17 protein-coding genes and 2 pseudogenes are annotated in these 19,310 nt (G+C 60.8%); 6 read left to right on the forward strand and 13 right to left on the reverse strand.

Annotation, left to right across the window (positions count from 1 at the left end):
• Positions 1-3: 3 nt before the first annotated feature.
• The 6 genes from TMS3_RS08540 to TMS3_RS08565 all read right to left on the reverse strand — a co-directional run bounded on the left by TMS3_RS08540 (position 4) and on the right by TMS3_RS08565 (position 6,380).
• A complete protein-coding gene (locus tag TMS3_RS08540) occupies positions 4-1,068 on the reverse strand; it encodes an AAA family ATPase (RefSeq protein WP_025164849.1) in 1,065 nt (354 codons plus the stop codon).
• The gene (locus tag TMS3_RS08545) at positions 1,065-2,267 is read right to left on the reverse strand and encodes a DUF4350 domain-containing protein (RefSeq protein ID WP_025164850.1); all 1,203 of its coding nucleotides are present in this window, start codon (positions 2,265-2,267) and stop codon (positions 1,065-1,067) included. Before TMS3_RS08545 ends, TMS3_RS08540 begins: the two co-directional genes overlap by 4 nt.
• Positions 2,264-3,844, reverse strand: coding sequence for a DUF4129 domain-containing protein (locus TMS3_RS08550; protein WP_025164851.1), 1,581 nt, complete (start codon positions 3,842-3,844; stop codon positions 2,264-2,266). Before TMS3_RS08550 ends, TMS3_RS08545 begins: the two co-directional genes overlap by 4 nt.
• Complete coding sequence (locus TMS3_RS08555) at positions 3,831-4,811, reverse strand: stage II sporulation protein M (RefSeq protein WP_025164852.1); 981 nt, start codon at positions 4,809-4,811, stop codon at positions 3,831-3,833. Before TMS3_RS08555 ends, TMS3_RS08550 begins: the two co-directional genes overlap by 14 nt.
• A complete protein-coding gene (locus TMS3_RS08560; protein WP_025164853.1) occupies positions 4,808-5,530 on the reverse strand; it encodes an RDD family protein in 723 nt (240 codons plus the stop codon). The genes TMS3_RS08555 and TMS3_RS08560 overlap by 4 nt, the downstream gene beginning before the upstream one ends.
• A 91-nt stretch (positions 5,531-5,621) precedes the next feature.
• Positions 5,622-6,380 carry a hypothetical protein gene (locus TMS3_RS08565; RefSeq protein ID WP_025164854.1) on the reverse strand — a complete coding sequence of 253 codons (759 nt, stop codon included), beginning with the start codon at positions 6,378-6,380 and terminating at the stop codon, positions 5,622-5,624.
• A gap of 340 nt (positions 6,381-6,720) precedes the next feature.
• On the opposite strand from TMS3_RS08565, the gene sbcB reads away from it, so the two are divergent.
• Positions 6,721-8,151, forward strand: coding sequence for an exodeoxyribonuclease I (sbcB, locus tag TMS3_RS08570; RefSeq protein WP_025164855.1), 1,431 nt, complete (start codon positions 6,721-6,723; stop codon positions 8,149-8,151).
• A 191-nt stretch (positions 8,152-8,342) separates the two neighbouring features.
• Here sbcB and mvaT read toward each other — a convergent pair whose 3' ends face one another.
• Positions 8,343-8,717: a histone-like nucleoid-structuring protein MvaT gene (mvaT, locus tag TMS3_RS08575; RefSeq protein WP_025164856.1), complete on the reverse strand. Its 375-nt coding sequence runs from the start codon at positions 8,715-8,717 to the stop codon at positions 8,343-8,345.
• A gap of 565 nt (positions 8,718-9,282) precedes the next feature.
• On the opposite strand from mvaT, the pseudogene TMS3_RS25325 reads away from it, so the two are divergent.
• The 3 genes and pseudogenes from TMS3_RS25325 to TMS3_RS08585 all read left to right on the forward strand — a co-directional run.
• A pseudogene (locus TMS3_RS25325) lies at positions 9,283-9,456 on the forward strand (formyltetrahydrofolate deformylase); the annotation flags it as partial.
• Positions 9,457-9,502: 46 nt separating this feature from the next.
• A complete protein-coding gene (locus TMS3_RS08580) occupies positions 9,503-9,928 on the forward strand; it encodes a CBS domain-containing protein (protein WP_025164857.1) in 426 nt (141 codons plus the stop codon).
• Positions 9,929-10,034: 106 nt separating this feature from the next.
• Positions 10,035-10,220 carry a hypothetical protein gene (locus TMS3_RS08585; RefSeq protein WP_025164858.1) on the forward strand — a complete coding sequence of 62 codons (186 nt, stop codon included), beginning with the start codon at positions 10,035-10,037 and terminating at the stop codon, positions 10,218-10,220.
• A 51-nt stretch (positions 10,221-10,271) separates the two neighbouring features.
• Here the strand turns inward: TMS3_RS08585 and TMS3_RS25950 are convergent, their stop codons facing one another.
• Complete coding sequence (locus TMS3_RS25950) at positions 10,272-11,036, reverse strand: methyl-accepting chemotaxis protein (protein ID WP_407691613.1); 765 nt, start codon at positions 11,034-11,036, stop codon at positions 10,272-10,274.
• A gap of 93 nt (positions 11,037-11,129) precedes the next feature.
• Positions 11,130-12,149, reverse strand: a pseudogene (locus TMS3_RS25955) (HAMP domain-containing protein); the annotation flags it as partial.
• 133 nt (positions 12,150-12,282) lie between these two features.
• Between TMS3_RS25955 and TMS3_RS08595 the strand changes: the two are divergent.
• The gene (locus tag TMS3_RS08595; protein WP_025164860.1) at positions 12,283-13,773 is read left to right on the forward strand and encodes a helicase HerA-like domain-containing protein; all 1,491 of its coding nucleotides are present in this window, start codon (positions 12,283-12,285) and stop codon (positions 13,771-13,773) included.
• A 98-nt stretch (positions 13,774-13,871) separates the two neighbouring features.
• Here TMS3_RS08595 and TMS3_RS08600 read toward each other — a convergent pair whose 3' ends face one another.
• The gene (locus TMS3_RS08600; protein WP_025164861.1) at positions 13,872-14,084 is read right to left on the reverse strand and encodes a hypothetical protein; all 213 of its coding nucleotides are present in this window, start codon (positions 14,082-14,084) and stop codon (positions 13,872-13,874) included.
• A gap of 857 nt (positions 14,085-14,941) precedes the next feature.
• Between TMS3_RS08600 and TMS3_RS08605 the strand changes: the two genes are divergently transcribed.
• On the forward strand, positions 14,942-15,481 hold the full coding sequence (locus TMS3_RS08605) for an SRPBCC family protein (protein WP_025164862.1): 540 nt from the start codon (positions 14,942-14,944) through the stop codon (positions 15,479-15,481).
• Positions 15,482-15,514: 33 nt separating this feature from the next.
• Here the strand turns inward: TMS3_RS08605 and TMS3_RS08610 are convergent, their stop codons facing one another.
• The 3 genes from TMS3_RS08610 to gcvT all read right to left on the reverse strand — a co-directional run bounded on the left by TMS3_RS08610 (position 15,515) and on the right by gcvT (position 19,302).
• Positions 15,515-16,915: a GGDEF domain-containing protein gene (locus TMS3_RS08610; RefSeq protein ID WP_025164863.1), complete on the reverse strand. Its 1,401-nt coding sequence runs from the start codon at positions 16,913-16,915 to the stop codon at positions 15,515-15,517.
• Positions 16,916-17,098: 183 nt separating this feature from the next.
• Positions 17,099-18,076, reverse strand: coding sequence for a lipoyl synthase (gene lipA, locus TMS3_RS08615; RefSeq protein ID WP_025164864.1), 978 nt, complete (start codon positions 18,074-18,076; stop codon positions 17,099-17,101).
• A gap of 101 nt (positions 18,077-18,177) precedes the next feature.
• Positions 18,178-19,302, reverse strand: a complete 1,125-nt coding sequence (gcvT, locus tag TMS3_RS08620) for a glycine cleavage system aminomethyltransferase GcvT (protein ID WP_025164865.1) — start codon at positions 19,300-19,302, stop codon at positions 18,178-18,180.
• Positions 19,303-19,310: the final 8 nt, after the last annotated feature.

Consider the following 19,310-nt stretch of genomic DNA (forward strand, 5'->3'; position numbering starts at 1 on the left):
TGCTCATAGACGCGGCGCCGGCACCTGGTCGAGCAACTGTTGCAGCACCTGGTCGACCGACAGGCCCTCGATATCCAGTTCCGGTGCCAGACGCACGCGGTGGCGCAGCACGGCCAGGGCGCAACCCTTGATGTCGTCCGGGAGGACGAAGTCGCCACCGCGCAGCAGGGCGCGGGCCCGGCCACCACGGGCCAGGGCGATCGAGGCCCGCGGCCCGGCGCCGATGGCCAGGCCCGGCCAGCTGCGGGTGGCGCGGGCCAGGCGTACGGCGTAATCGAGCACCTGTTCATCGAGCGGCAGGTCGCTGGCGATCTTCTGCAGCGCCTGTACATCCTTGGCTTGCAGCAGGGTGCGCAGCGGGGTGACGTCGAGCATGTCGGCCCGCGACGAGCGGGTTACCTGACGCACCATGTTCAACTCTTCATCCTGCGCAGGGTAGTCCATGCGCAGCTTGAGCATGAAGCGATCGAGTTCGGCCTCGGGCAGCGGATAGGTGCCCTCCTGCTCAATCGGGTTCTGCGTGGCCAGCACCATGAAGGGCAACGGCACGGCCAGGGCACGGCCTTCCAGGGTCACCTGACGTTCTTGCATGACTTCCAGCAGCGCGGCCTGGGTCTTGGCCGGCGCCCGGTTGATTTCATCGGCCAGCAGCAGGTTGGTGAACACCGGCCCCTTGCGCAGCTTGAACTGCTCGCTCTGCAGATCGTATACCGCGTGGCCGGTGACATCGCTGGGCATCAGGTCAGGAGTGAACTGGATGCGCGCGAACTCGCCGCCGAAGCAGCGGGCCAGGGCGCGCACCAGCAGGGTTTTGCCGAGACCGGGCACGCCCTCGACCAGCACGTGGCCGCCGGCGATCAAGGCGGTGAGCACGTCGTCGATCACCGCCTTCTGGCCGATCAGCGCCTTCTGCAGTTCGAGGCGCAGGGCCTGAGCCAACTGGCTGGCGCGCTGGCGCTGCACGTTCGGGTTGACCGCTGCCTGAGGGGGGGCGGTTGCTGTGGTAGCGGCCACGGTCTCCGGCGTTAGCGCTGCACTGCTCGGTTGTTCGGGCGTTGGTTCGCTCATAGGGCATTCCTAAGGGTTTGCAGGCGGGCAACCTGTCGAGTGAAATCGGCGGCGCCGAGGCGCTGCTTGGGCAGTGGCCGCATGGCTTGGCTGATGGTGTTGGCGGGCAAGCCGCTCAGACGTTTGAGTATCTGCCACTGCTCGGCTACGGCGAGTCGTTCGAAACCGGGGTGACGGCGCCGCGCACGGCGCTGGATGTCCTGTTGCAGGCCGTGCAACAAGCTGTGCGGGCCGCCGTGACGGAGGAGGAAGTCGGCGCTGCCGCGCAGGTGTTCCTGCAATTGCCGGCGGCTGAGACTGGCCGGTAACTGCAAGGGGCCCTGGCGCATGCCGACATGCCACAGGCCGAACAGGGTGAGCAGCAAGAGGGCGATCAGGGCCTTCGGGAAGTGCCGCAGCAGCAGGCTGGCGAGGCCATCGCGTTCGGCGCGGTAGAGCAGGGTTACCGCGCTGTCCTGGCTGAGGTACCAGAGCAGCCAGGCGTTGTCGTATTTGGCGATCTTGTCGTTCTGCCAGAGCCAGGCGTCGCTGAGTACGCTAATCAGCCCGTCGCCATGGTAGAGCTCAAGCAGGTGGGTCGCGGCGCCGCTGTTGGCCCAGGCGTGGGCGCGATCTTTCGCGTCGTAGAGGTGGAAGTCGGTGTCGAAGCCGAAGTAGGCCGGTGCCTGTTCATTTTCCAGGTAGAGCTGGGTCAGTTCGGGGTGGCGATTAGCCTGCTCGGGGGCATTCTGTGGCGCTACCTCATCTGCATCTGACGCTTCAGTGTCGGCGGCGTCGAGGTCGTCACTGGCGTACTGCTGAATGCCCAGGCGGTCGAGCAGCAGGTCGCCGCTTTTGCCATCGCCCTCATCCCACAGGCGCTCGGCGACAAACAACAGGTGCCCGCCTTTGGCCGCCCAGGCCAGCAAGCGTTCGGCTTGCAGCGGGGTCATCTGCTGACGGTCACCGAGCAACAGCAAGGTCTGGCCGGCGCTGGGCAGCGTCGGCAATAGCGCAAGGCTGTCGGCGCGCTGTACTGCGATACCCTGTTTGCGCAAGAACAGCTCGGCGGCCAGGTAGGGATTGGCGAGCGCCTCCGGTGCCGGGCCGTGTTCGAGGGTTTCCTGATAGGGTACGGCGCGGCTGAGCAGGTAGGCGCCGAGCCCGCCGATAATGAGGAGCAGCAGGACGCCGAGCAGCAGTTGGCTACGCCGACTCATGCCGGTGCTCCGCCATCGAACTGGCGCCGCCAGCCGGCACACAGGCTGTGCAGACTGTCTGCCGGCGGTACCCGGTGACCATAGGCGAGGTTTTGCCAATGCAGGGTCAGCGCTTGGCTGAAATCGATCAGCTCGGTCTGCTCCAGGCCTTGCACCAGTTGCAGCACTTCGGCCTCGGTATGCGCGCTTTTCAGCGGCAATCGATAGTCATGCAGCAGGCGGCTGAGCAGGGCGCGGTAGAGCAGGCCGAGCGCGGCACGTGGCTGTTCGGCCCAGAGCCGTTCGACCTCGCTGGCGACATCCTCGGGCAGGCTGTCCGGGGCTACTTCCAGGCCGAACAGCTGGCTGGGGGGCGCCGAGGTGCGGCGCTGGACTGGTCCCAGGCGCCCGACAAAGGTGCTGAGCCAGTCGCGATAGCGCCACAGCAACAGCCCAACCACGCCCAGAACTGCCGCCCAGAGCAGCGCCTCGAAAAACAGCGCGACGCCGTCGAGGGTCTTCCAGAACTCGCCCAGCTTGAAGAACGCTTCGATCAGCTTCAGCAGGTTTTTGATAGTGCCTTGGTCCAGCTCCTCAGTCTGTTGCTCCTCGCCGAAGCGCCAGCGGGTGACGGTTTCACGGTGCTCGAAGGGCGGCTGATCGAGCAGTTGCTCGATGCTCTGGCGTGCGGCCTGGCTGCTCAGCGGTTGCTTGAGCAGGCGTTCGCTTTGCGGGCCGAAGGGGTCTTCCATGGGCAGTGGGCCGCTGCTGGCTGATTCGGCCCAGGCCGGGCTTGGCGCTTGCAGCAGTAACAGGCCACAGCCCAGCAGCAGGGCGTAGGCAACGCCCGTCAGGCGTTGGCGTAATTGGCGAAAGACCAGCTCGATGTCCCAGGCCTCAAGGGCGGTGCGTCGATTCAGATAGAGGGTGAAGCCACAGGCGACGTAGACCGGCTCCCAGACGACCAGCAGCAGGGCGTAGAGCAGATTGGACAGGTGTTCCAGCCATAGCCAGTCACCGGCTGCCGCATCGATCAGGCTCTGCCAACTCCAATTCAGCTCGATCTGCTGGGGCAGCAGCAGATAGAACAGGCTGATCAGGCCCAGCCACAGGGCCATTTCCAGGTGCATGCCGACCAGGGTCAGCCAGGTCGCGGCGCCCGCATCGCGTTGGCCAAGCACCACCAGGCGCTGGCTGCGGGCCTGACCGGAGAGGTTCTCGAGCTGCAGCGTCGGCAGATCGAAGCTGCGGGTCAGGCTGAAGCGGCGCCAGGTCAGGCTGGCCAGCAGTTGCGGGTTGAGCAGGCCGGGCAGGGCTCTCAGCGCCTGTTTGAGACTGGGCGTATCGCCAAACAAGGCGTGCGAGAGGATGTACAAGGGCAGGCGTTCGTAAGCCGGCTTCAGCCACCAGAACAGCAATACCGCCCAGCCGGGGGATTCCCACAGCAACAGGCAGAGCACGGCGAAGATCGGCAGGGTGACCAACGCCCAGCTGGCCATCAACAGGCCGGCGTGCCGGCGGGCCAGGAGTACGCCGAGGTCCAGTGCTTCCCAGGCGCTGCGCGGGCGGATTGCCACGCTGGCGTCAGTCAGGCGCATGTGTACCTCGTCCTGCCAACAGCAGGTAGGCCAGCACCAACAGCCACAGCCCGCCGCCGACCAGGTATTTAAGCGTCGGGCTGGCGAGGGTCATCGACGACCAGTACGCCTCGATAAAGGCCGCCATTAGCAGGAACACAATCACCCCGCCAATCAGCCGCACGCTGCGCGCGGCGGCCAGACGCAAGGCGTCGCCGCGTGTCAGGCGCCCAGGCGCGAGCAGCGCCCAGCCGAGTTTGAGGCCGGCGCCACCGGCCAGGGCGATGGCCGTCAACTCGAATGCGCCGTGGCCGACGACGAAGGACCAGAAGGTGGCGCCATAGCCGATCTGCGTCAGGTGGCCGGCCACCGCGCCAATCATCAGGCCGTTGAACAGCAGGAAGAACAGGCTGCCTAGGCCAAACAACAGGCCGCTGGCGAAGGTCTGAAAGGCAATGCCGATGTTGTTCATGATGTAGTAGCCGAACATCACCCAATCGTCGCCGGAGCCGCGCTCTGCGAAGCGTCCGAGGCGGCTGGCGTCAGGGTCGTACATGCGCTCCATGCTCGCCACTTGTTCCGGGTCGACCAGGCTGTAGATCAGCTCGGGGAATGCATAGACCAGCGCGCCCATACCCAGCAGGCTGCCGAAAAACAGCAGGCTGGCGGCCAGCACATAGCGCCATTCGGCCCGCACCAGGCGCGGAAAGCCGCCGAGCAGGAAACCGATCAGTTGCGCGCCCAGCGGGCTACGGTGGCGATAGAACTGCTGGTGGCCGCGCATTGCCAGCTGCTGCAGCTGCTCGATCAGGTGGCTGCTGTAACCGCGTGCCTGCGCCAGGGCTAGCTGCTGGCACAGGCGTCGGTAGTCATGGGCAAATAACTTGCACTGCTGGCGGTCGGCTTTGCCGCGCGCGAGCGCATCGAGCAGCGCACTGAAGGTCTGCCAGTCGGCTTGATGACGACTTTCGAACAGGCTCTGTTTCATGTCGAGCCCAACAAGCCGCGGGCGATGCCGTTGATCTGCTGTTCGGCCTGCTCGGCAGGCACTTGCAAGGGCTCGGCGAGAATCGCCGCCAGCTCGGCGCGGCGTGCGCTGGACAGGCTGTCGGCGCGCTCGGCGAAGCCCTGAAACGCACGTTGCTCGCTGAAGCTGAGAGCAAAAGGTGCACGCAGGCTCTCGGCTTGCGGCAAGACCGGGCGCGCGATGGGCAGGTCCCGATACACCACCAGGGTGCCGGCGGCCAGGTCGCCGAGGCGCTTGAAGGCCGGGTGGTTGAGGCAGCTGAGGATGCCCAGGGTGTAGCCGAACGGCAGGATGTCGACGAAGCGCAGCAGATTGCGGGTCAGCGAGGCGGCCCAGCCGACTGGGGTGCCGTCATCGTGTATCACCCGCAGGCCCAGCAGCTGCTTACCCGGGGTGCGGCCCTGGTTGAACACCTCGAACAGCACCATGTACCACCAGGTCACCAGGAACAACAGAACGGTCGCCAGGCCCATGCCGAACTGGCCGAGCAGGCCAAGGACGATGAACAGCACCAAGAGCAACAGGCCGCGAATCGTCAGGTCGATGGCGAACGCCAAGGCGCGTGGCACCAGGCCTGCAGGACGCAAAAGCAGATCGATGCCTTCCGGGGTTTCCACCTGATAGCGGGTGTCCAGCACAGGGTGAGGCACGGCGGGTGGAGTGGTGATCGAGGAGGGCATCGGCAGGCTGCGTCGAAGAAAGCCCGATGCTAGCCAGCAGCAGGCGGAGAAGCAACCAGACCCGTTCGTGGGCCCGGCAGCATGAGGCGGATCACGCGAGTGGCCGCACGCCGAAGATGGTGCGATAGAGCACGCCCATCGAGATGACGAACAGAGGGATGGCCCAAATCAAGCCGATGCCCAGCGGCAGGACGCCGATCAGCGTAATCAGCCCGAGCAGCAGGAACAGGCCGAAGACCTTGAACCAGTGCTGGCTGATGGCTTTGCGCGAGGCTTCCATGGCCTGCCAAGGCGACAGGCCACGCTCGACCACCAGCGGGACCGCGAGCATATACGCGATGGCCAGGTATAGGCCTGGGATGATTAGCAGGAACATGCCGAGGTAGATCAGCAACATGCTGACGATCGCGGTGATCAGCAGCGGCAGAGTGCGGCCGAAGTGGCTGAAGATTTCGTTGAAGCTGATCGGCTGGTCGACTGCGCGGCGGATGCCGACCATGTTGATGCCAGCCATGAATGGGTAGGCCAGGGCCGAAGCCAGCAAGGAAATGGCCATTTCGCCGACTATGACCCCAGTAGGGTTTTCACTGAGGATGCCTAGGATGCTGAGGGCGCCGCCGAGCACGAAGGAGATCGCGAACAGCGCGGCGTAAAACACGATAAAGCCACCGATGATGATGCCTTTGGTGCCTTTGATGCGCTGCCAGGATTCGCTGAGCACTGCGCCGATACTGAAGTCATAGCCGCGGCTCAGGGCATGTTCGATACTCGGCACCTGGCCGTCGGCTTGCACTTCTCGCAGGTTGCTAATGGGTGCTGCGTAAGGATTGGGGCTGATGGCGTCACTCATGGGGCGTCCTTGTACTGAGTGTTATGACGTTAAGTCGGACATGCTAGCGGTGCTGGCATTTGGCCCGCAAGGCGCTGTCAGTTGCTGGGCGTAGTGCTGTGCGCTGGGTCAAGGTTTGCAATGCGCCGAGAGGGCGAAGAATCCGCCGGCTGGCAGATGCTAGCAGGCCGTTGAAAAACTACTGCGCTAGGCTATGCAGCGTTGAAATCGGCCTCAAAATGCTCATTTACAACACGTAAACTGCGCTTTTTCGGCCGCTTTCGCCTTGCCTAACCGTCGCTCGCTACATTTTTCAACGGCCTGCTAGACTGCCTCGGCCTCCGGACTTAGGAAAAACGACGTGACCTCCAGCCTGTTCTGGTACGACTACGAGACCACCGGTATCGACCCTCGCCGCGATCGCCCCGTGCAGGTCGCCGGGATTCGCACCGACGAAGACCTCAACGAAATCGCCGAGCCGCTGAATATCTACTGCCAGCCCAGTGACGATATCCTACCGCACCCGGCGGCTTGTCTGGTCACCGGTATCACGCCGAGCCAGCTGGCGCAGCATGGGTTGAGCGAAGCCGAATTCATGACCTGCATTCACGCCGAGTTGGTCCAACCAGGCACCTGCGGCGTGGGTTACAACAGTCTGCGATTCGACGATGAAGTTACCCGTTACAGCTTCTATCGGAATTTCTTCGATCCCTATGCCCGCGAGTGGCAGGGTGGCAACAGTCGCTGGGATTTGATCGATCTGGTGCGTGCCGCCTATGCCCTGCGCCCGGAAGGGATCGTCTGGCCAGAGGAGGAGGGGCGTGTCAGCCTCAAGTTGGAACGGCTGACCGCGGCCAACGGCATCGACCACGGCCAGGCCCACGATGCCTTGTCCGATGTGCGTGCGACCATCGCCCTGGCCCGCTTGATCCGCAGCAAGCAGCCCAAGCTGTATGACTACCTCTATCAATTGCGCAGCAAACAGCGGGTGCTCGATAAGATTCGCTTGCTGCAGCCTCTGGTGCATATTTCCGGGCGCTTCGCCGGTTCCCGACATTATTTGGCGCTGGTATTGCCACTGGCCTGGCACCCGCGCAATCGCAATGCCTTGATCGTCTGTGATTTACACGCCGATCCCACGCCGTTACTCGACGAAGATGCGCAGACCTTGCGCCAGCGGCTATATACCCGTCGCGAGCAACTCGCGGAAGGTGAGTTACCGGTGCCGTTGAAGTTGCTGCATATCAATCGGTGTCCGGTGGTGGCGCCTTTGAGTGTGTTGCGCAGCGAGGATATTCAACGCTTGCAGCTGGATATGACGGGCTATCAGACGCGCGCGAATAAACTCGCGGAGTCACAAGGGCTGTGGCAGGACAAACTCGCTCAGGTGTATGGCGAAGAGAGTTTCGCCCCCAACGATGATCCAGAGCAGCAGTTGTACGATGGTTTTATCGGTGATCGTGACCGGCGCTTATGCGAGCAGGTGCGTAGTGCCGAGCCACAACAATTGTCACAGGATGTCTGGCCGTTCGACGATGCTCGATTGCCTGAATTGTTATTTCGTTATCGCGCCCGTAATTTTTTCCCGAGCTTAAGCACAGAGGAACAACAGCGCTGGAGAACCTTTTGTCAGCAACGTTTAACGCTGCCTGAGTTCGGCGCGCCAAATACCTTGGCGAGTTTTGAGGCTGCGCTGGGAGAGCTGTTCGAGACTGCGACGGCCGATCAGCAGGCGCTATTGGCCGGGTGGCGCGAGTATGCACAGCAGTTGCGTCAGCGTTATGCCATTTGAAAACTTGAGCGAGTGCCAGATAGTCGAGCTATTGCCGCGGGAAAATGTTGTCTGGTATTGCCAGTCGGGCGGTTACTGTTTCGGGCAGTCGGTATTGAGTAGGCTGTACGGAAGGTAGACAGCCACGCATAAAAAACGCCAGCAATAGCTGGCGTTTTTTATGCGTTCAAACTGCAGTGCAGTCGCAGGGCTTAGTCCAGCAGGGTCACCCAGCTTTCCACGACGTCGGAGCCCCACTTGGCTTTCCACTCTTTCAGGGTCTTGTGGTTGCCACCCTTGGTTTCGATCACTTCACCGTTGTGCGGGTTCTTGTACTGCTTAACTTTACGTGCGCGCTTGGTGCCGGTGGTCTTAGCTGCGCGTGGAGCCTTGCTGGCTTTGGCGTCCGGGTCGAGCATGGCAATGATGTCGCGCAGGGACTTCTGATACTCACCCATCAGAGTGCGCAGCTTACCTTCGAATTCCAATTCTTTTTGCAGCTTGTCGTCTTGCGACATGCTTTTCAGGCGCGCTTGCAGTTCTTTGATGGCTTCTTCTGTGGCGCGGTAATCGTTGATCAGCGACATGTGGCTTACCTTGAGATGTAGATGAAATGTTGGCTAAGTATTAGCAATAGTAGTCACGCACTTTTAACAAGTAAACCGCTTTGTAAGGATTTGCCACAGTTACGCAACTAAGTTGTTCGTTTGCAGGCTGTTGGCACGACTCTCCGTTCGCCTGGAGAACCCTTGAGTAATTTTTTGTAAGTCGCTGGCGAGTCGTAAAGTCTTAATAAAGCTGTATGGTCGGGGAGGGTTGAAGTTGCTATCGGGTGGCAGGCTGGCAGTTGCTTGGGTGGCTTCCCAGATTTTATGGTGGTGGGCCAGGTCTGCAGGATTACTACGCTTTCCTGTGCTCTGGCTGAAATGGCTGACATTGTGAGTTTTTTTGCACTCTCCATACGTATTTTTCAGTGATTCATAACCAGTCAAACCGTATCGGTGTCGTAGCCGGGGTCAGTGATTTTTCTGGCTACCTATAATGGTTCGAATTATCGAGGTGAGGCATTGCTCGGAGAATCAAGGGGGAGTTCTTAGGCGCGTCAAGGCATACGCGCTGACGAGTTGCCGGTTGGCTGTGAGTTCTTGATGGAACGGCGGGGCGATCATCGAGCAGGATGTGCCGCGTGTCAGCCATGACAACAGCATCGAGGAAGTGTTGCGGCAGGGTAGTGATGCAGAAAAAATGGAGTTGTTCCGTGGGCTACGCTATCACTTAGAAGACCGCGCATTGATGCACGATGACAATCCGGCGATCTTCGACTGATCGCTTCGCGGTGTACCCGCCCGGTACACCCCAGAGGAGTTTGCTGATGCTCAAATCAATCAAAGTACGGGACTACATGACCCGCCACTTGGTGACCTTCCGCTCCGACACTGACCTATTCACTGCGATCAATCGCCTACTCGAACATCGGATTTCCGGTGCTCCGGTGATCGACTCCCAAGGGCACTTGATAGGCCTGCTCTCCGAGGGGGACTGCCTGCGGGGGATTCTCTCCGGGGCTTACTACGAAGCCATAGGGGGCAACGTCAGTGCGTATATGACGAGCGAAGTCGAGACCATCTCGCCGGAAACCGACATCATCGAAGTCTCCGAACGTTTTCTACGTGGTCGCCTCGGCCGCATGCCGGTGATCGAGGATGGGCGCCTGGTCGGCCAGATCAGCCGGCATGATGTGTTGCGCGCGGTCAAAGAGTTCGCTCAGCATGATAAAGGCCACCCGGCGGAAGAGTGAGCCAGGAGTCTTTTGCTCTTGGCGCTCAGCCAGGGGCAACTGTGCTTTGGGCCGTTTATGACGGGTGCATTGCGGGACGATAGATGATGAGAGCTGAGGAGGCGCCATGAGCGATCCATTCGCGCGCGCCACGTCGAGTCCGCCGCCGATCTTGGGTGAGGGCTGCGTCAAGCGTTATGACCCCGAGGCTCTGAGCCCTGAGGACGGAACCGAGTTTTCCGACGCTGCCGAGTTGTGGAAACGGCTGCAACAGGAGGCCGGTGACGAACCGGAAAAGCCTAAGCCCACATAAAACGGGGCGCTCATTGAGCGCCCCGTTGTTCTTGGTCGGTTGAGCAGGCTATTAGATGCGGAAACTGTCGACCAGCTGCTTCAGGCGCGAGGCCTGCTGCTCCAGATCGCCGCAGGCGCGCAAGGTGGACTGAAGATTTTCCACGCCTTCCTGGTTGAGGGTGTTGATCTCGATGATGTCCATGTTCAGCGACTCGATCACCGAGGTCTGCTCTTCGGTGGCAGTGGCCACCGATTGGTTCATGCCGTCGATTTCGCCGATACGCAGGGTCACGCTGCCCAGCCGCTCACCTGCCTGGTTGGCAATCACCACACTTTCTTCGCTATAACGTTGGCTCTCGGTCATGGTGGTGACCGACTGGCGGGAGTCGACTTGCAGTTCCTCGATCATTCCCTCGATTTCTTGCGCCGACTCCTGAGTGCGGTGCGCCAGGTTGCGCACCTCATCGGCTACCACGGCGAAGCCGCGGCCCGCCTCTCCGGCTCGCGCCGCTTCGATGGCCGCATTCAGCGCCAGCAGGTTGGTTTGCTGGGAAATACTTTTGATGACTTCGAGTATCTGCCCGATATTCACCGTCTTGCCGTTCAGCGTCTCGATGTTGCTGCAGGAGGCGCTGATCTTGCCGGACAGGTCGTTCATCGCCTGAATGGTTTTTGCCAACACCTGGCGTCCGCCCTCTGCCTGCTGGCGGGCGTCTGTGGCCTGAGTCGAGGCGTCCGCGGCGTTACGCGCGATCTCCTGGGCGGCGGCACCTAACTCATTGATCGCCGCGGCCACGCTGTTAGTACGGCTGGACTGTTCATCCGAGTTGAGCATCGACGCGTTGGAGGCATTGAGTACCAGCTTGGCCACCTCGTTGACTTGGCCGGTGGCCGAAGACACTTCGCGGATCGAGCTGTGAATGCGCTCGACGAAACGGTTGAATGCTGTGGCCAGTTCACCCAGCTCATCGTTGGACTGGACCTTCAGACGTTTGGTCAGGTCACCTTCGCCCTGGGCAATGTCCTGCATGGTCTTGCCCATCACGATCAGGGGCTGCATGAGCACGCGGATCAGCATGCCCAGCAGGATGATGATGAGGATCACCGCGATCACGGTGGCGACGATGGCCGAGGCGCGAAATTCGCTGAGCATCGCATAGGCCTTGTCCTTGTCGATGGACAGCCCGACGTACCATGAGACCGAAGGTAGTCCTTTGACCGGGGTAAAGGTGACGATACGGGTGTCACCATTCGTTTCAGTTTCGCTGAGGCTGCTGTCGATTCGCGGGGTGTTTTCCGGGAACACATCGCGCAGGTTTTTCATCACCAGGCTCTTGTCTGGATGTACTAGGATTTTGCCATCGGCGCTGACCAGGAAGGCATAGCCAATCCCATTGAAATCCAGCGAGTTGATGATGTTGACTAGGGTGGTCAGGCTCAGGTCTCCGCCAACTACGCCAGCTTGTTTCGCCGGTGAGGCGATGGCGATGATCAGTTCGTTGGTTGCGGCATCCACGAAGGGTTCGGTAAGGATAGTCCCGCCCGCGCTCTGAGCATCCTTGTACCAGGGGCGTGTACGTGGATCGAAGTCGCCCGGCATCTCAGCGTCTGGACGCATGGTGAAGACACCGTCGTCGCTCCCCAGATAAGTAAACGCAAACGTCGAAGTGAGGGCCCTCTGTTCTAACAGGCTGACGACTTTGTTCGGTGTCGGATCAGTGACGATCGACTGAGCGGTGCTTTCTACCAGCAAGATTCGCCCGGACAGCCAATTCTGGATGGTTCCTGCGGTTACTTGCCCCATTTCATTAAGGTAGTTTTCCAGGTTGGCGCGGATCGCATTGCGTTGCAGGTAATCGTTGTAGAAGGTGAATAAGGTAAACGCTGCGATCACCACCAGTGAGGCGGCGAGCAGAATTTTGTGGCTGAACTTCAAACTGTTGGTCATGGTTTATGTTGTTCACTATGGTCGGCTGCCAGTCGTAGCTGGCTGTAAGTTGCACGCAGTCTGTGGCGCTAGGGCCTGCAGTGTTGCTATCTCGGCACCCGTGGACGAATCCTTTAACCTGGGAGACACCGAAATGTCCGTATCAGAGCAGTTTGTTTTCGGCGCTGACCTTTCCGGTCAGCCGGTCGGCCAGGCCCTGCGCTTGGCCAATCGCCATGGACTGGTGGCGGGAGCGACCGGCACGGGGAAAACCGTAACTCTGCAGCGCCTCATCGAGGGTTTCAGCGATGCCGGTGTCGCGGTGTTCGCTGCGGACGTGAAGGGCGATCTCTGTGGTCTCGGCGCTGTCGGTGCGCCACAGGGCAAGGTGGCCGAACGAATCGCCAGCATGCCCTGGCTCACTCACCAACCGACGGCCTACCCGGTCACCTTGTGGGATATTCACGGACAAAGCGGCCACCCGCTGCGCACCACCCTCAGTGAAATGGGCCCCCTGTTACTCGGTGCCTTGTTGGAATTGACGGACAGTCAGCAGGCCGCGCTGTATGCCGCCTTCAAGGTGGCGGACCGCGAGGGTTTACTGCTACTGGACCTTAAAGACCTCAAAGCCCTGCTGGCTCACTTGAAATCTCATCCCGAGGTACTGGGCGATGACAGCGCACTGTTCACCACGACTTCGGCACAGGCGCTGCTGCGCCGCTTGTCGAGCCTGGAGCAGCAGGGCGCCGAGGCCTTGTTCGGCGAACCGGCGTTGCAACTTGAAGACATCCTGCACCCCGATCGTGACGGTCGCGGACGTATTCACCTGCTCGACGCCAGTCGCCTGGTGCATGAAGCGCCGAAGGTCTACGCGACCTTCCTGATGTGGCTGCTGGCCGAGCTATTCGAGCAACTGCCGGAGCGCGGCGATGCCGACAAACCAGTGTTGGCGCTGTTTTTTGACGAGGCGCACCTGCTTTTCAGCGACACGCCGAAGGCCTTGCAGGAGCGCTTGGAGCAGGTGGTACGGTTGATTCGCTCGAAGGGGGTCGGGGTGTACTTCGTCACCCAGTCGCCCGACGACTTGCCGGATGACGTGCTGGCTCAGCTCGGCCTGCGCATCCAGCATGGCCTGCGGGCCTTCACCAGCAAAGAGCGCAAGGCGTTGCGTGCGGTGGCCGATGGCTTTCGCCCTAATCCGGCCTTCGACGCCTTGAGTGTGCTGACCGAGCTGGGCATAGGTGAGGCGCTGGTCGGCACCATGGAGGCCAAGGGCACTCCCGCCATGGTGCAGCGTGTGGCTATCGCGCCGCCGCAGTCGCGTATTGGCCCGTTGAGCGAAACCGAGCGAGCTGCGCTAATTCGTCAATCCCCCTTGGCTGGGCGTTATGACAAGGCGTTTGACCGCGAGTCGGCCTACGAGCTGCTCACTGCGCGTGCGGCGCAGGCCAGTGTCCAGGCGGCAGAGGCCGCTGCATCGAGCAAAACTGAAGCTGAGGCCGGAGTCGGCAGCATGACGGGTGGTCTACTCGGCAGCTTGGCTGGTCTGGCGATGAAAACAGCAGTACGCCAAGTTGCCAATCAGATTGGTCGGCAATTGGTACGCGGCCTACTGGGTTCATTGGTGGGGGGTAAGCGGCGGTAAGTTATTGTTCCTCAGCCGAGCACAATACAAGTCTGCTTATCGAGCAAGTTCGATCGAGTGCCCATCTGGATTAGACAATTCAGATGGGCATCAACTACTCAGTCATTTGCCTCGTCGGCTTTGGCTTTCAAGTCTTTTTCGATTTTTTCCAGTTCCTTCTCAAATGCTTGGTCGAGAAGGTTGGCTTTCTTGCGCCAAGGCTTGCGCTCGGGGTCCGGTTGAGCGGCGTAGGTGATGACTTCCCCGCCGTATACTTCCTTGTAACGGTTTGCCTGGCGCTCGAGTTCAGCGCGCAGTTCGTCTTTCGTCACGTTATTTTCCATGGTCATGAAACTTTAATGGCGACAACGTAAGGCTGTTTGCCTTACTGCTACGGTCACCGATTAATCAGCAGTCTGAGCCGCACATACTGATCATTGATAGATGTCGCGGTTTTTTGCGATGTTTTCTATTAAAAACAATGGGTTATTGATTTTTGTGGTTTTTAACGGTTTTTAGCGAGGTTGTTATGCACGGCTCCCTGGTAATTATGGCGAAGGACGAGTAAATGTCTAGTGGCCTGCATGTGAGTTTAAATAGTCTATTTCAGCGCCTGACGCCTCGATACCGCGCTGCCGTACCTCACCATGACCCGCTGTGACTCGTCAGCGCCCTGTCTGGTAGCCTCAGCCAGCTGAACTTGGGTTAAGTCACTAGCCGTACAGGCTGCTAGGCATAAGTAATGTGTCTTTTTGTATCTCTGGCAGCTGAGGTGGGCAGTATTTCGCGGTCGATAGTCGACGATAGTGTGCCATCGTGTGTGAAAGCGGATAACAGCTTCATAGAGTATTGCGGGTACGTGATTAATCGGCGCGTAACAGCTGTGCAGTACTGCCGCCGATTTCCAGCATCGCCACACGACCACTCCACTCGCTCTATTACAACTGTTGGGCATGCACAACAACAGAGCAGATGTTGTAGAGCTTGCAAGACAGTTCGTGTATGAGGAGTGCTACGCCAATAGCGAAACGATGAAACATTGTGGGCGGACGAACGCGCCCGAGGCTTTGCCGTTGGCGCAGCTCATTGCACGCTTCGGTGCAACAAACTGTGTCGTGCTCCTGTCTATTATCCCAAGGCAGCCATAGCGGCCTTGTGTGGTTATTCTCTGAACAGGAGAGCAGTCAGCATGCTACGTTTCGTGCTTCTCGCGCTTGTGTTTTTCGTCGTTGCGTTGCTCGGTATCGCTGCTATGCAGCCTGCCGAGTTTCGCGTCGAGCGCTCGACCAGCATGGCCGCTCCTGTGGGCGAAGTGTTTGTTCAAGTCAATGACTTGCATAATTGGCAGCAGTGGTCGCCCTGGGCGAAACGCGATCCGGCCATGCAGACGATCTTCGAGGGGCCGAGTGCTGGTGTTGGAGCGGTCCATCGCTGGGTTGGCAACAACGAGGTCGGTGAGGGCAGCATGACCATTCTCGAGAGCCGACCGGATGAGTTGGTTCGCATCAAACTGGTGTTTCTGAAACCCTTCGAGGCCACCAATGACGTGGTGTTTCGCTTTGCTCCCGAGGGCGAAAATACCCGCGTGAGCTGGAGCATGACCGGCAGCAACAACTTCATCGGCAAGGTCGTGCATCTGGCTATGGACATGGACAAGATGGTCGGTGGCGACTTCGAACAGGGGCTGGCGCAGTTGAAGGCGCAGGTGGAGGAGTCGAGTAGGCCTTGAGTGCGTGTTGCAGCACCCACTCTATATACCGACTTATACCGACGCTTTTACCTGAACGTCGCCCTCAGCCGGGCTCTGCTCGATGTCGATCTGAAAGCGGTTTCCACCGTTCATTTTCGCGCAATACATGGCGTCATCGGCATGCTTGAGTAGCTGCTCGCCCTCTAAGCCATGCTCGGGGTAGAGCGCGATGCCGATGCTAGGCAGGATGCACAGGCTTTGACTCTGCAGCTTGAAGGGTTGATTGAGCACGTTACGGATTTTTTCGGCCACCGCTGTGACGTGCTCCGTCAACTGGATGCTTTCGAGCAGCACCACAAACTCGTCGCCGCCGACGCGAGCGACCGTATCCGTTTCGCGCACGGACTGCTTGAGACGTCTGGCCACCTCCTGCAGCAGCAGGTCGCCTGCGGCATGGCCCAGGGTGTCGTTAATTTGTTTGAACTTATCCAGATCCAGGTAGAGCAGGGACAGTCGTCCTTGCTCCCGATGTGCGCGTGTCAGCGCGGTTTGCAGACGATCATGCAAGAGGCCACGGTTGGGCAGGTGGGTCAGCTGGTCGTATTGCGCCATGTATTGCAGTCGGGCGTGCAGCTGTTTGCGTTCAATGGCGGCGGCGATCTGGGTAGAGACGAATTGCAGCAGTTCCTTATCTTTTTCGGTGTAGCGCACACCTCCCACATAACTTTTCACCGCCAGGGCGCCGATGGTGCCGCTGGGCGAGTTGAGCGGGACGCCCAGCCAGCACAATGAGTCCTGGCCCACCACGGCGCGTAAATGCTCGGGGTGCACGGACAGCGTCTCCGGCGTCAGCAGCAGCGCTCGGCCGCTGCGGACGACCTCGGCGCTGAGAGTGTCGGTAGCCGGCGTGTGTGGTTCGGGTGCCTGGTCGTGCTCGTCGATATGGTAAGGGAAGCTCAGCTGGTCGTTTGTCGCATCGTACAGCGCCACGGAAAAATTAAGCGCGGGCAGCAAGCCGCCGATGATCTGATGAATTTGTTGGAACAGGGTAAACAGGTCTTCGGCGGCGTGGGCGGCTTCGGAGATGGCGTAGAGCGCCGTCTGCATCGACTCGGACTGTTTGCGCTCGGTAATGTCGCGCGCCACGGCAATCCTTAGTTGATCTGCCTCCGACCAGCGGGCTGACCACATAATGTGGACGATTTGCCCATCCTTACGGGTGTAGCGATTTTCAAAATAAGGTTTGAGATGCCCTGACATGACCTCCTTGGCTGCCTGCAGGGTCCTGGCCCGATCTTCGGGGACCACCATCTGGATCATCGCCTTGCCGATCATCTCATCCGGGGTGTAACCGAAAATACGCTCACAGGCCGCACTGACGAACACAAAGCGGCCCTGGGCATCGACAACGCAGATGGCGTCGAGCAGCAGGTCGATGAAACTGGTCAGGTGCGCGTAGGTTTTTGTGTGCATGGCGCAAGCATAGTGCCAACTGAGGCGAGGTGAAAATGCTTAATCCATGGGTTGGCCTCGGTCGCGAGCGCCTTTGCTCGGGTGCCGGGTGTTGCGTCTGCTCTCGCGAAAAGGGAGCGAATAATAAAAAAGGCGACCCGAGGGTCGCCATTTTTATTCAGCTAAGTATTTATTCAGTTCGGCTCAGTGGTTCTTGGCCTCGTGCGCCTGCTGATCGGCATGGTAGGACGAGCGTACCAGCGGACCGGACGCGACGTTCTTGAAGCCCATCCGGGTGCCTTCCTCGGCGAACCAGGCAAAGGTGTCCGGGTGTACGAAGCGCTGCACCGGCAGGTGGCTGCGCGACGGCTGCAGGTATTGACCGAGGGTGAGCATGTCGACATCGTGCTCGCGCATGCGCAGCATGACTTCGATGACTTCCTGGTCGGTCTCGCCGAGGCCGAGCATCAGTCCCGACTTGGTCGGCACGTGCGGCACCAGTTGCTTGAACTTCTGCAGCAGGTCCAGCGACCACTCGAAGTCCGAGCCTGGGCGCGCGGCCTTGTACAGGCGCGGCACGGTTTCCAGATTATGGTTGAACACATCCGGCGGCTCGGCCGCGGTGATGGCCAGGGCCACGTCCATGCGCCCGCGATAATCCGGTACCAGGGTTTCCAGCTGGACGTGCGGCGACAGCGCGCGAATCTCGCGCAGGCAGTCGGCGAAGTGCTGGGCACCACCGTCGCGCAGGTCGTCACGGTCCACCGAGGTGATCACCACGTACTTCAGGCGCAGGTCGGCGATGGCCACGGCGAGGTTTTTCGGCTCGTCGACATCCAGCGCCTTCGGCCGGCCATGGCCGACGTCACAGAATGGGCAGCGACGGGTGCAGATGTCGCCCATGATCATGAAAGTGGCGGTACCGCCGGAGAAGCACTCGCCAAGGTTCGGGCAGGAGGCCTCTTCGCAGACACTGTGCAGCTTGTGCTTGCGCAGCAGCTGCTTGATCCGGTCGACTTCCGGCGATAACGGAATGCGAACACGAATCCAGTCCGGTTTTTTCGGCAGTTCTTCGGTGGGAATGATCTTGACCGGGATGCGCGCCATCTTCTCGGCGCCGCGCAGTTTGACCCCGACTTCCACTTTGGCCGGCTTGCCGGCGGTTTCCACTACAGTGCTCATGCTCTGCTTCCACTGATGGCCCGTGCGGCCCTGGCGCTGAGCGAGGGCTGACGGGCAGGCGCTCTGGCAGCGGGACAAGACTGGCTTGTCCCGCCAGCGGCTCAACCGCGGTAGTAGCGCTGCGGCACGAAAGGCGTCTTGGCAACCTTCATGGCCACGCGCTTGCCGCGCACCACTGCCCAGACCGGGCTGTCCACGGCGACATGGCTGCTCTGCACATAGCCCATGGCCACGGGGGCACCGAGGGTCGGGCCGAAGCCGCCGCTGCTGACGATGCCGATCACGTTGCCGTCGGCGTCGACGATTTCCGCGCCTTCACGCACCGGTACGCGCTCCTGCGGCAGCAGGCCGACGCGCTTGCTGCTCACGCCATTCTGCTGCTGAGCGAAGATCTGCTCGGCGCCAGGGAAACCGCCGGCCCGTGCGCCGTCGGCGCGGCGTGGCTTGGACATGGCCCACAGCAGGCTGGCTTCGATCGGCGTGGTGCTGGTGCTCATGTCGTGGCCGTACAGGCACAGACCGGCTTCCAGGCGCAGCGAATCGCGCGCGCCGAGGCCGATGGCCGCCACTTCCGGTTCGGCCAACAGGGCTCGGGCCAGGGCTTCGGCCTGTTCATTGGGTACGGAAATCTCGTAACCGTCTTCACCGGTGTAGCCGGAGCGGCTGACGAAGCAGTCGACTCCGAGCAGGCGCACGCTGGCGAACTGCATGAAGGTCATCTCGGCCACTTGCGGCGCCAGGCGAGCCAGCACGTCCACCGCCTTCGGCCCTTGCAGGGCGAGCAGGGCACGCGATTCGAACAGGCTGTCGATCTCGCACTGCTCGCCGATGTGCTTGCGCAGGTGGGCCAGGTCCTGATCCTTGCAGGCGGCGTTGACCACCAGGAACAGTGTGTCGTCGCCCAGGTTGGCGACCATCAGGTCGTCGAGGATGCCGCCGTTGTCATCGGTGAACATGGCGTAGCGTTGCATGCCCACCGGCAGGTCGATGATGTCCACCGGCACCAGGCTTTCCAGGGCCTTGGCGGCATTGGCGCCACGCAGGGTCAGCTGGCCCATGTGCGAGACGTCGAACAGGCCGGCCTGGTCGCGGCAGTGCAGGTGTTCTTTCATCACGCCGAGCGGGTACTGCACCGGCATGTCATAGCCGGCGAAGGGCACCATGCGTGCGCCGAGTTCCAGGTGCAGGGCGTGTAACGGGGTTTTCGCCAGGGTTTCGCTGGTCATGCTGTCGC

This window comes from Pseudomonas taeanensis MS-3, assembly GCF_000498575.2.
Lineage (GTDB): Bacteria > Pseudomonadota > Gammaproteobacteria > Pseudomonadales > Pseudomonadaceae > Aquipseudomonas > Aquipseudomonas taeanensis.

What these genes read in the sequence shown, in the direction of transcription:
- TMS3_RS08595 (WP_025164860.1), top strand. Translation starts at nt 12,283, where the DNA reads ATGTCCGTATCAGAGCAGTTTGTTTTCGGCGCTGACCTTTCCGGTCAG.
- lipA (WP_025164864.1), bottom strand. Translation starts at nt 18,076, where the DNA reads ATGAGCACTGTAGTGGAAACCGCCGGCAAGCCGGCCAAAGTGGAAGTC.
- TMS3_RS25950 (WP_407691613.1), bottom strand. Translation starts at nt 11,036, where the DNA reads ATGCTCAACTCGGATGAACAGTCCAGCCGTACTAACAGCGTGGCCGCG.
- mvaT (WP_025164856.1), bottom strand. Translation starts at nt 8,717, where the DNA reads ATGTCGCTGATCAACGATTACCGCGCCACAGAAGAAGCCATCAAAGAA.
- TMS3_RS08580 (WP_025164857.1), top strand. Translation starts at nt 9,503, where the DNA reads ATGCTCAAATCAATCAAAGTACGGGACTACATGACCCGCCACTTGGTG.
- TMS3_RS08585 (WP_025164858.1), top strand. Translation starts at nt 10,035, where the DNA reads ATGAGCGATCCATTCGCGCGCGCCACGTCGAGTCCGCCGCCGATCTTG.
- TMS3_RS08545 (WP_025164850.1), bottom strand. Translation starts at nt 2,267, where the DNA reads ATGAGTCGGCGTAGCCAACTGCTGCTCGGCGTCCTGCTGCTCCTCATT.
- TMS3_RS08555 (WP_025164852.1), bottom strand. Translation starts at nt 4,811, where the DNA reads ATGAAACAGAGCCTGTTCGAAAGTCGTCATCAAGCCGACTGGCAGACC.
- gcvT (WP_025164865.1), bottom strand. Translation starts at nt 19,302, where the DNA reads ATGACCAGCGAAACCCTGGCGAAAACCCCGTTACACGCCCTGCACCTG.
- TMS3_RS08550 (WP_025164851.1), bottom strand. Translation starts at nt 3,844, where the DNA reads ATGCGCCTGACTGACGCCAGCGTGGCAATCCGCCCGCGCAGCGCCTGG.
- TMS3_RS08610 (WP_025164863.1), bottom strand. Translation starts at nt 16,915, where the DNA reads ATGCACACAAAAACCTACGCGCACCTGACCAGTTTCATCGACCTGCTG.
- TMS3_RS08565 (WP_025164854.1), bottom strand. Translation starts at nt 6,380, where the DNA reads ATGAGTGACGCCATCAGCCCCAATCCTTACGCAGCACCCATTAGCAAC.
- TMS3_RS08605 (WP_025164862.1), top strand. Translation starts at nt 14,942, where the DNA reads ATGCTACGTTTCGTGCTTCTCGCGCTTGTGTTTTTCGTCGTTGCGTTG.
- TMS3_RS08560 (WP_025164853.1), bottom strand. Translation starts at nt 5,530, where the DNA reads ATGCCCTCCTCGATCACCACTCCACCCGCCGTGCCTCACCCTGTGCTG.
- TMS3_RS08540 (WP_025164849.1), bottom strand. Translation starts at nt 1,068, where the DNA reads ATGAGCGAACCAACGCCCGAACAACCGAGCAGTGCAGCGCTAACGCCG.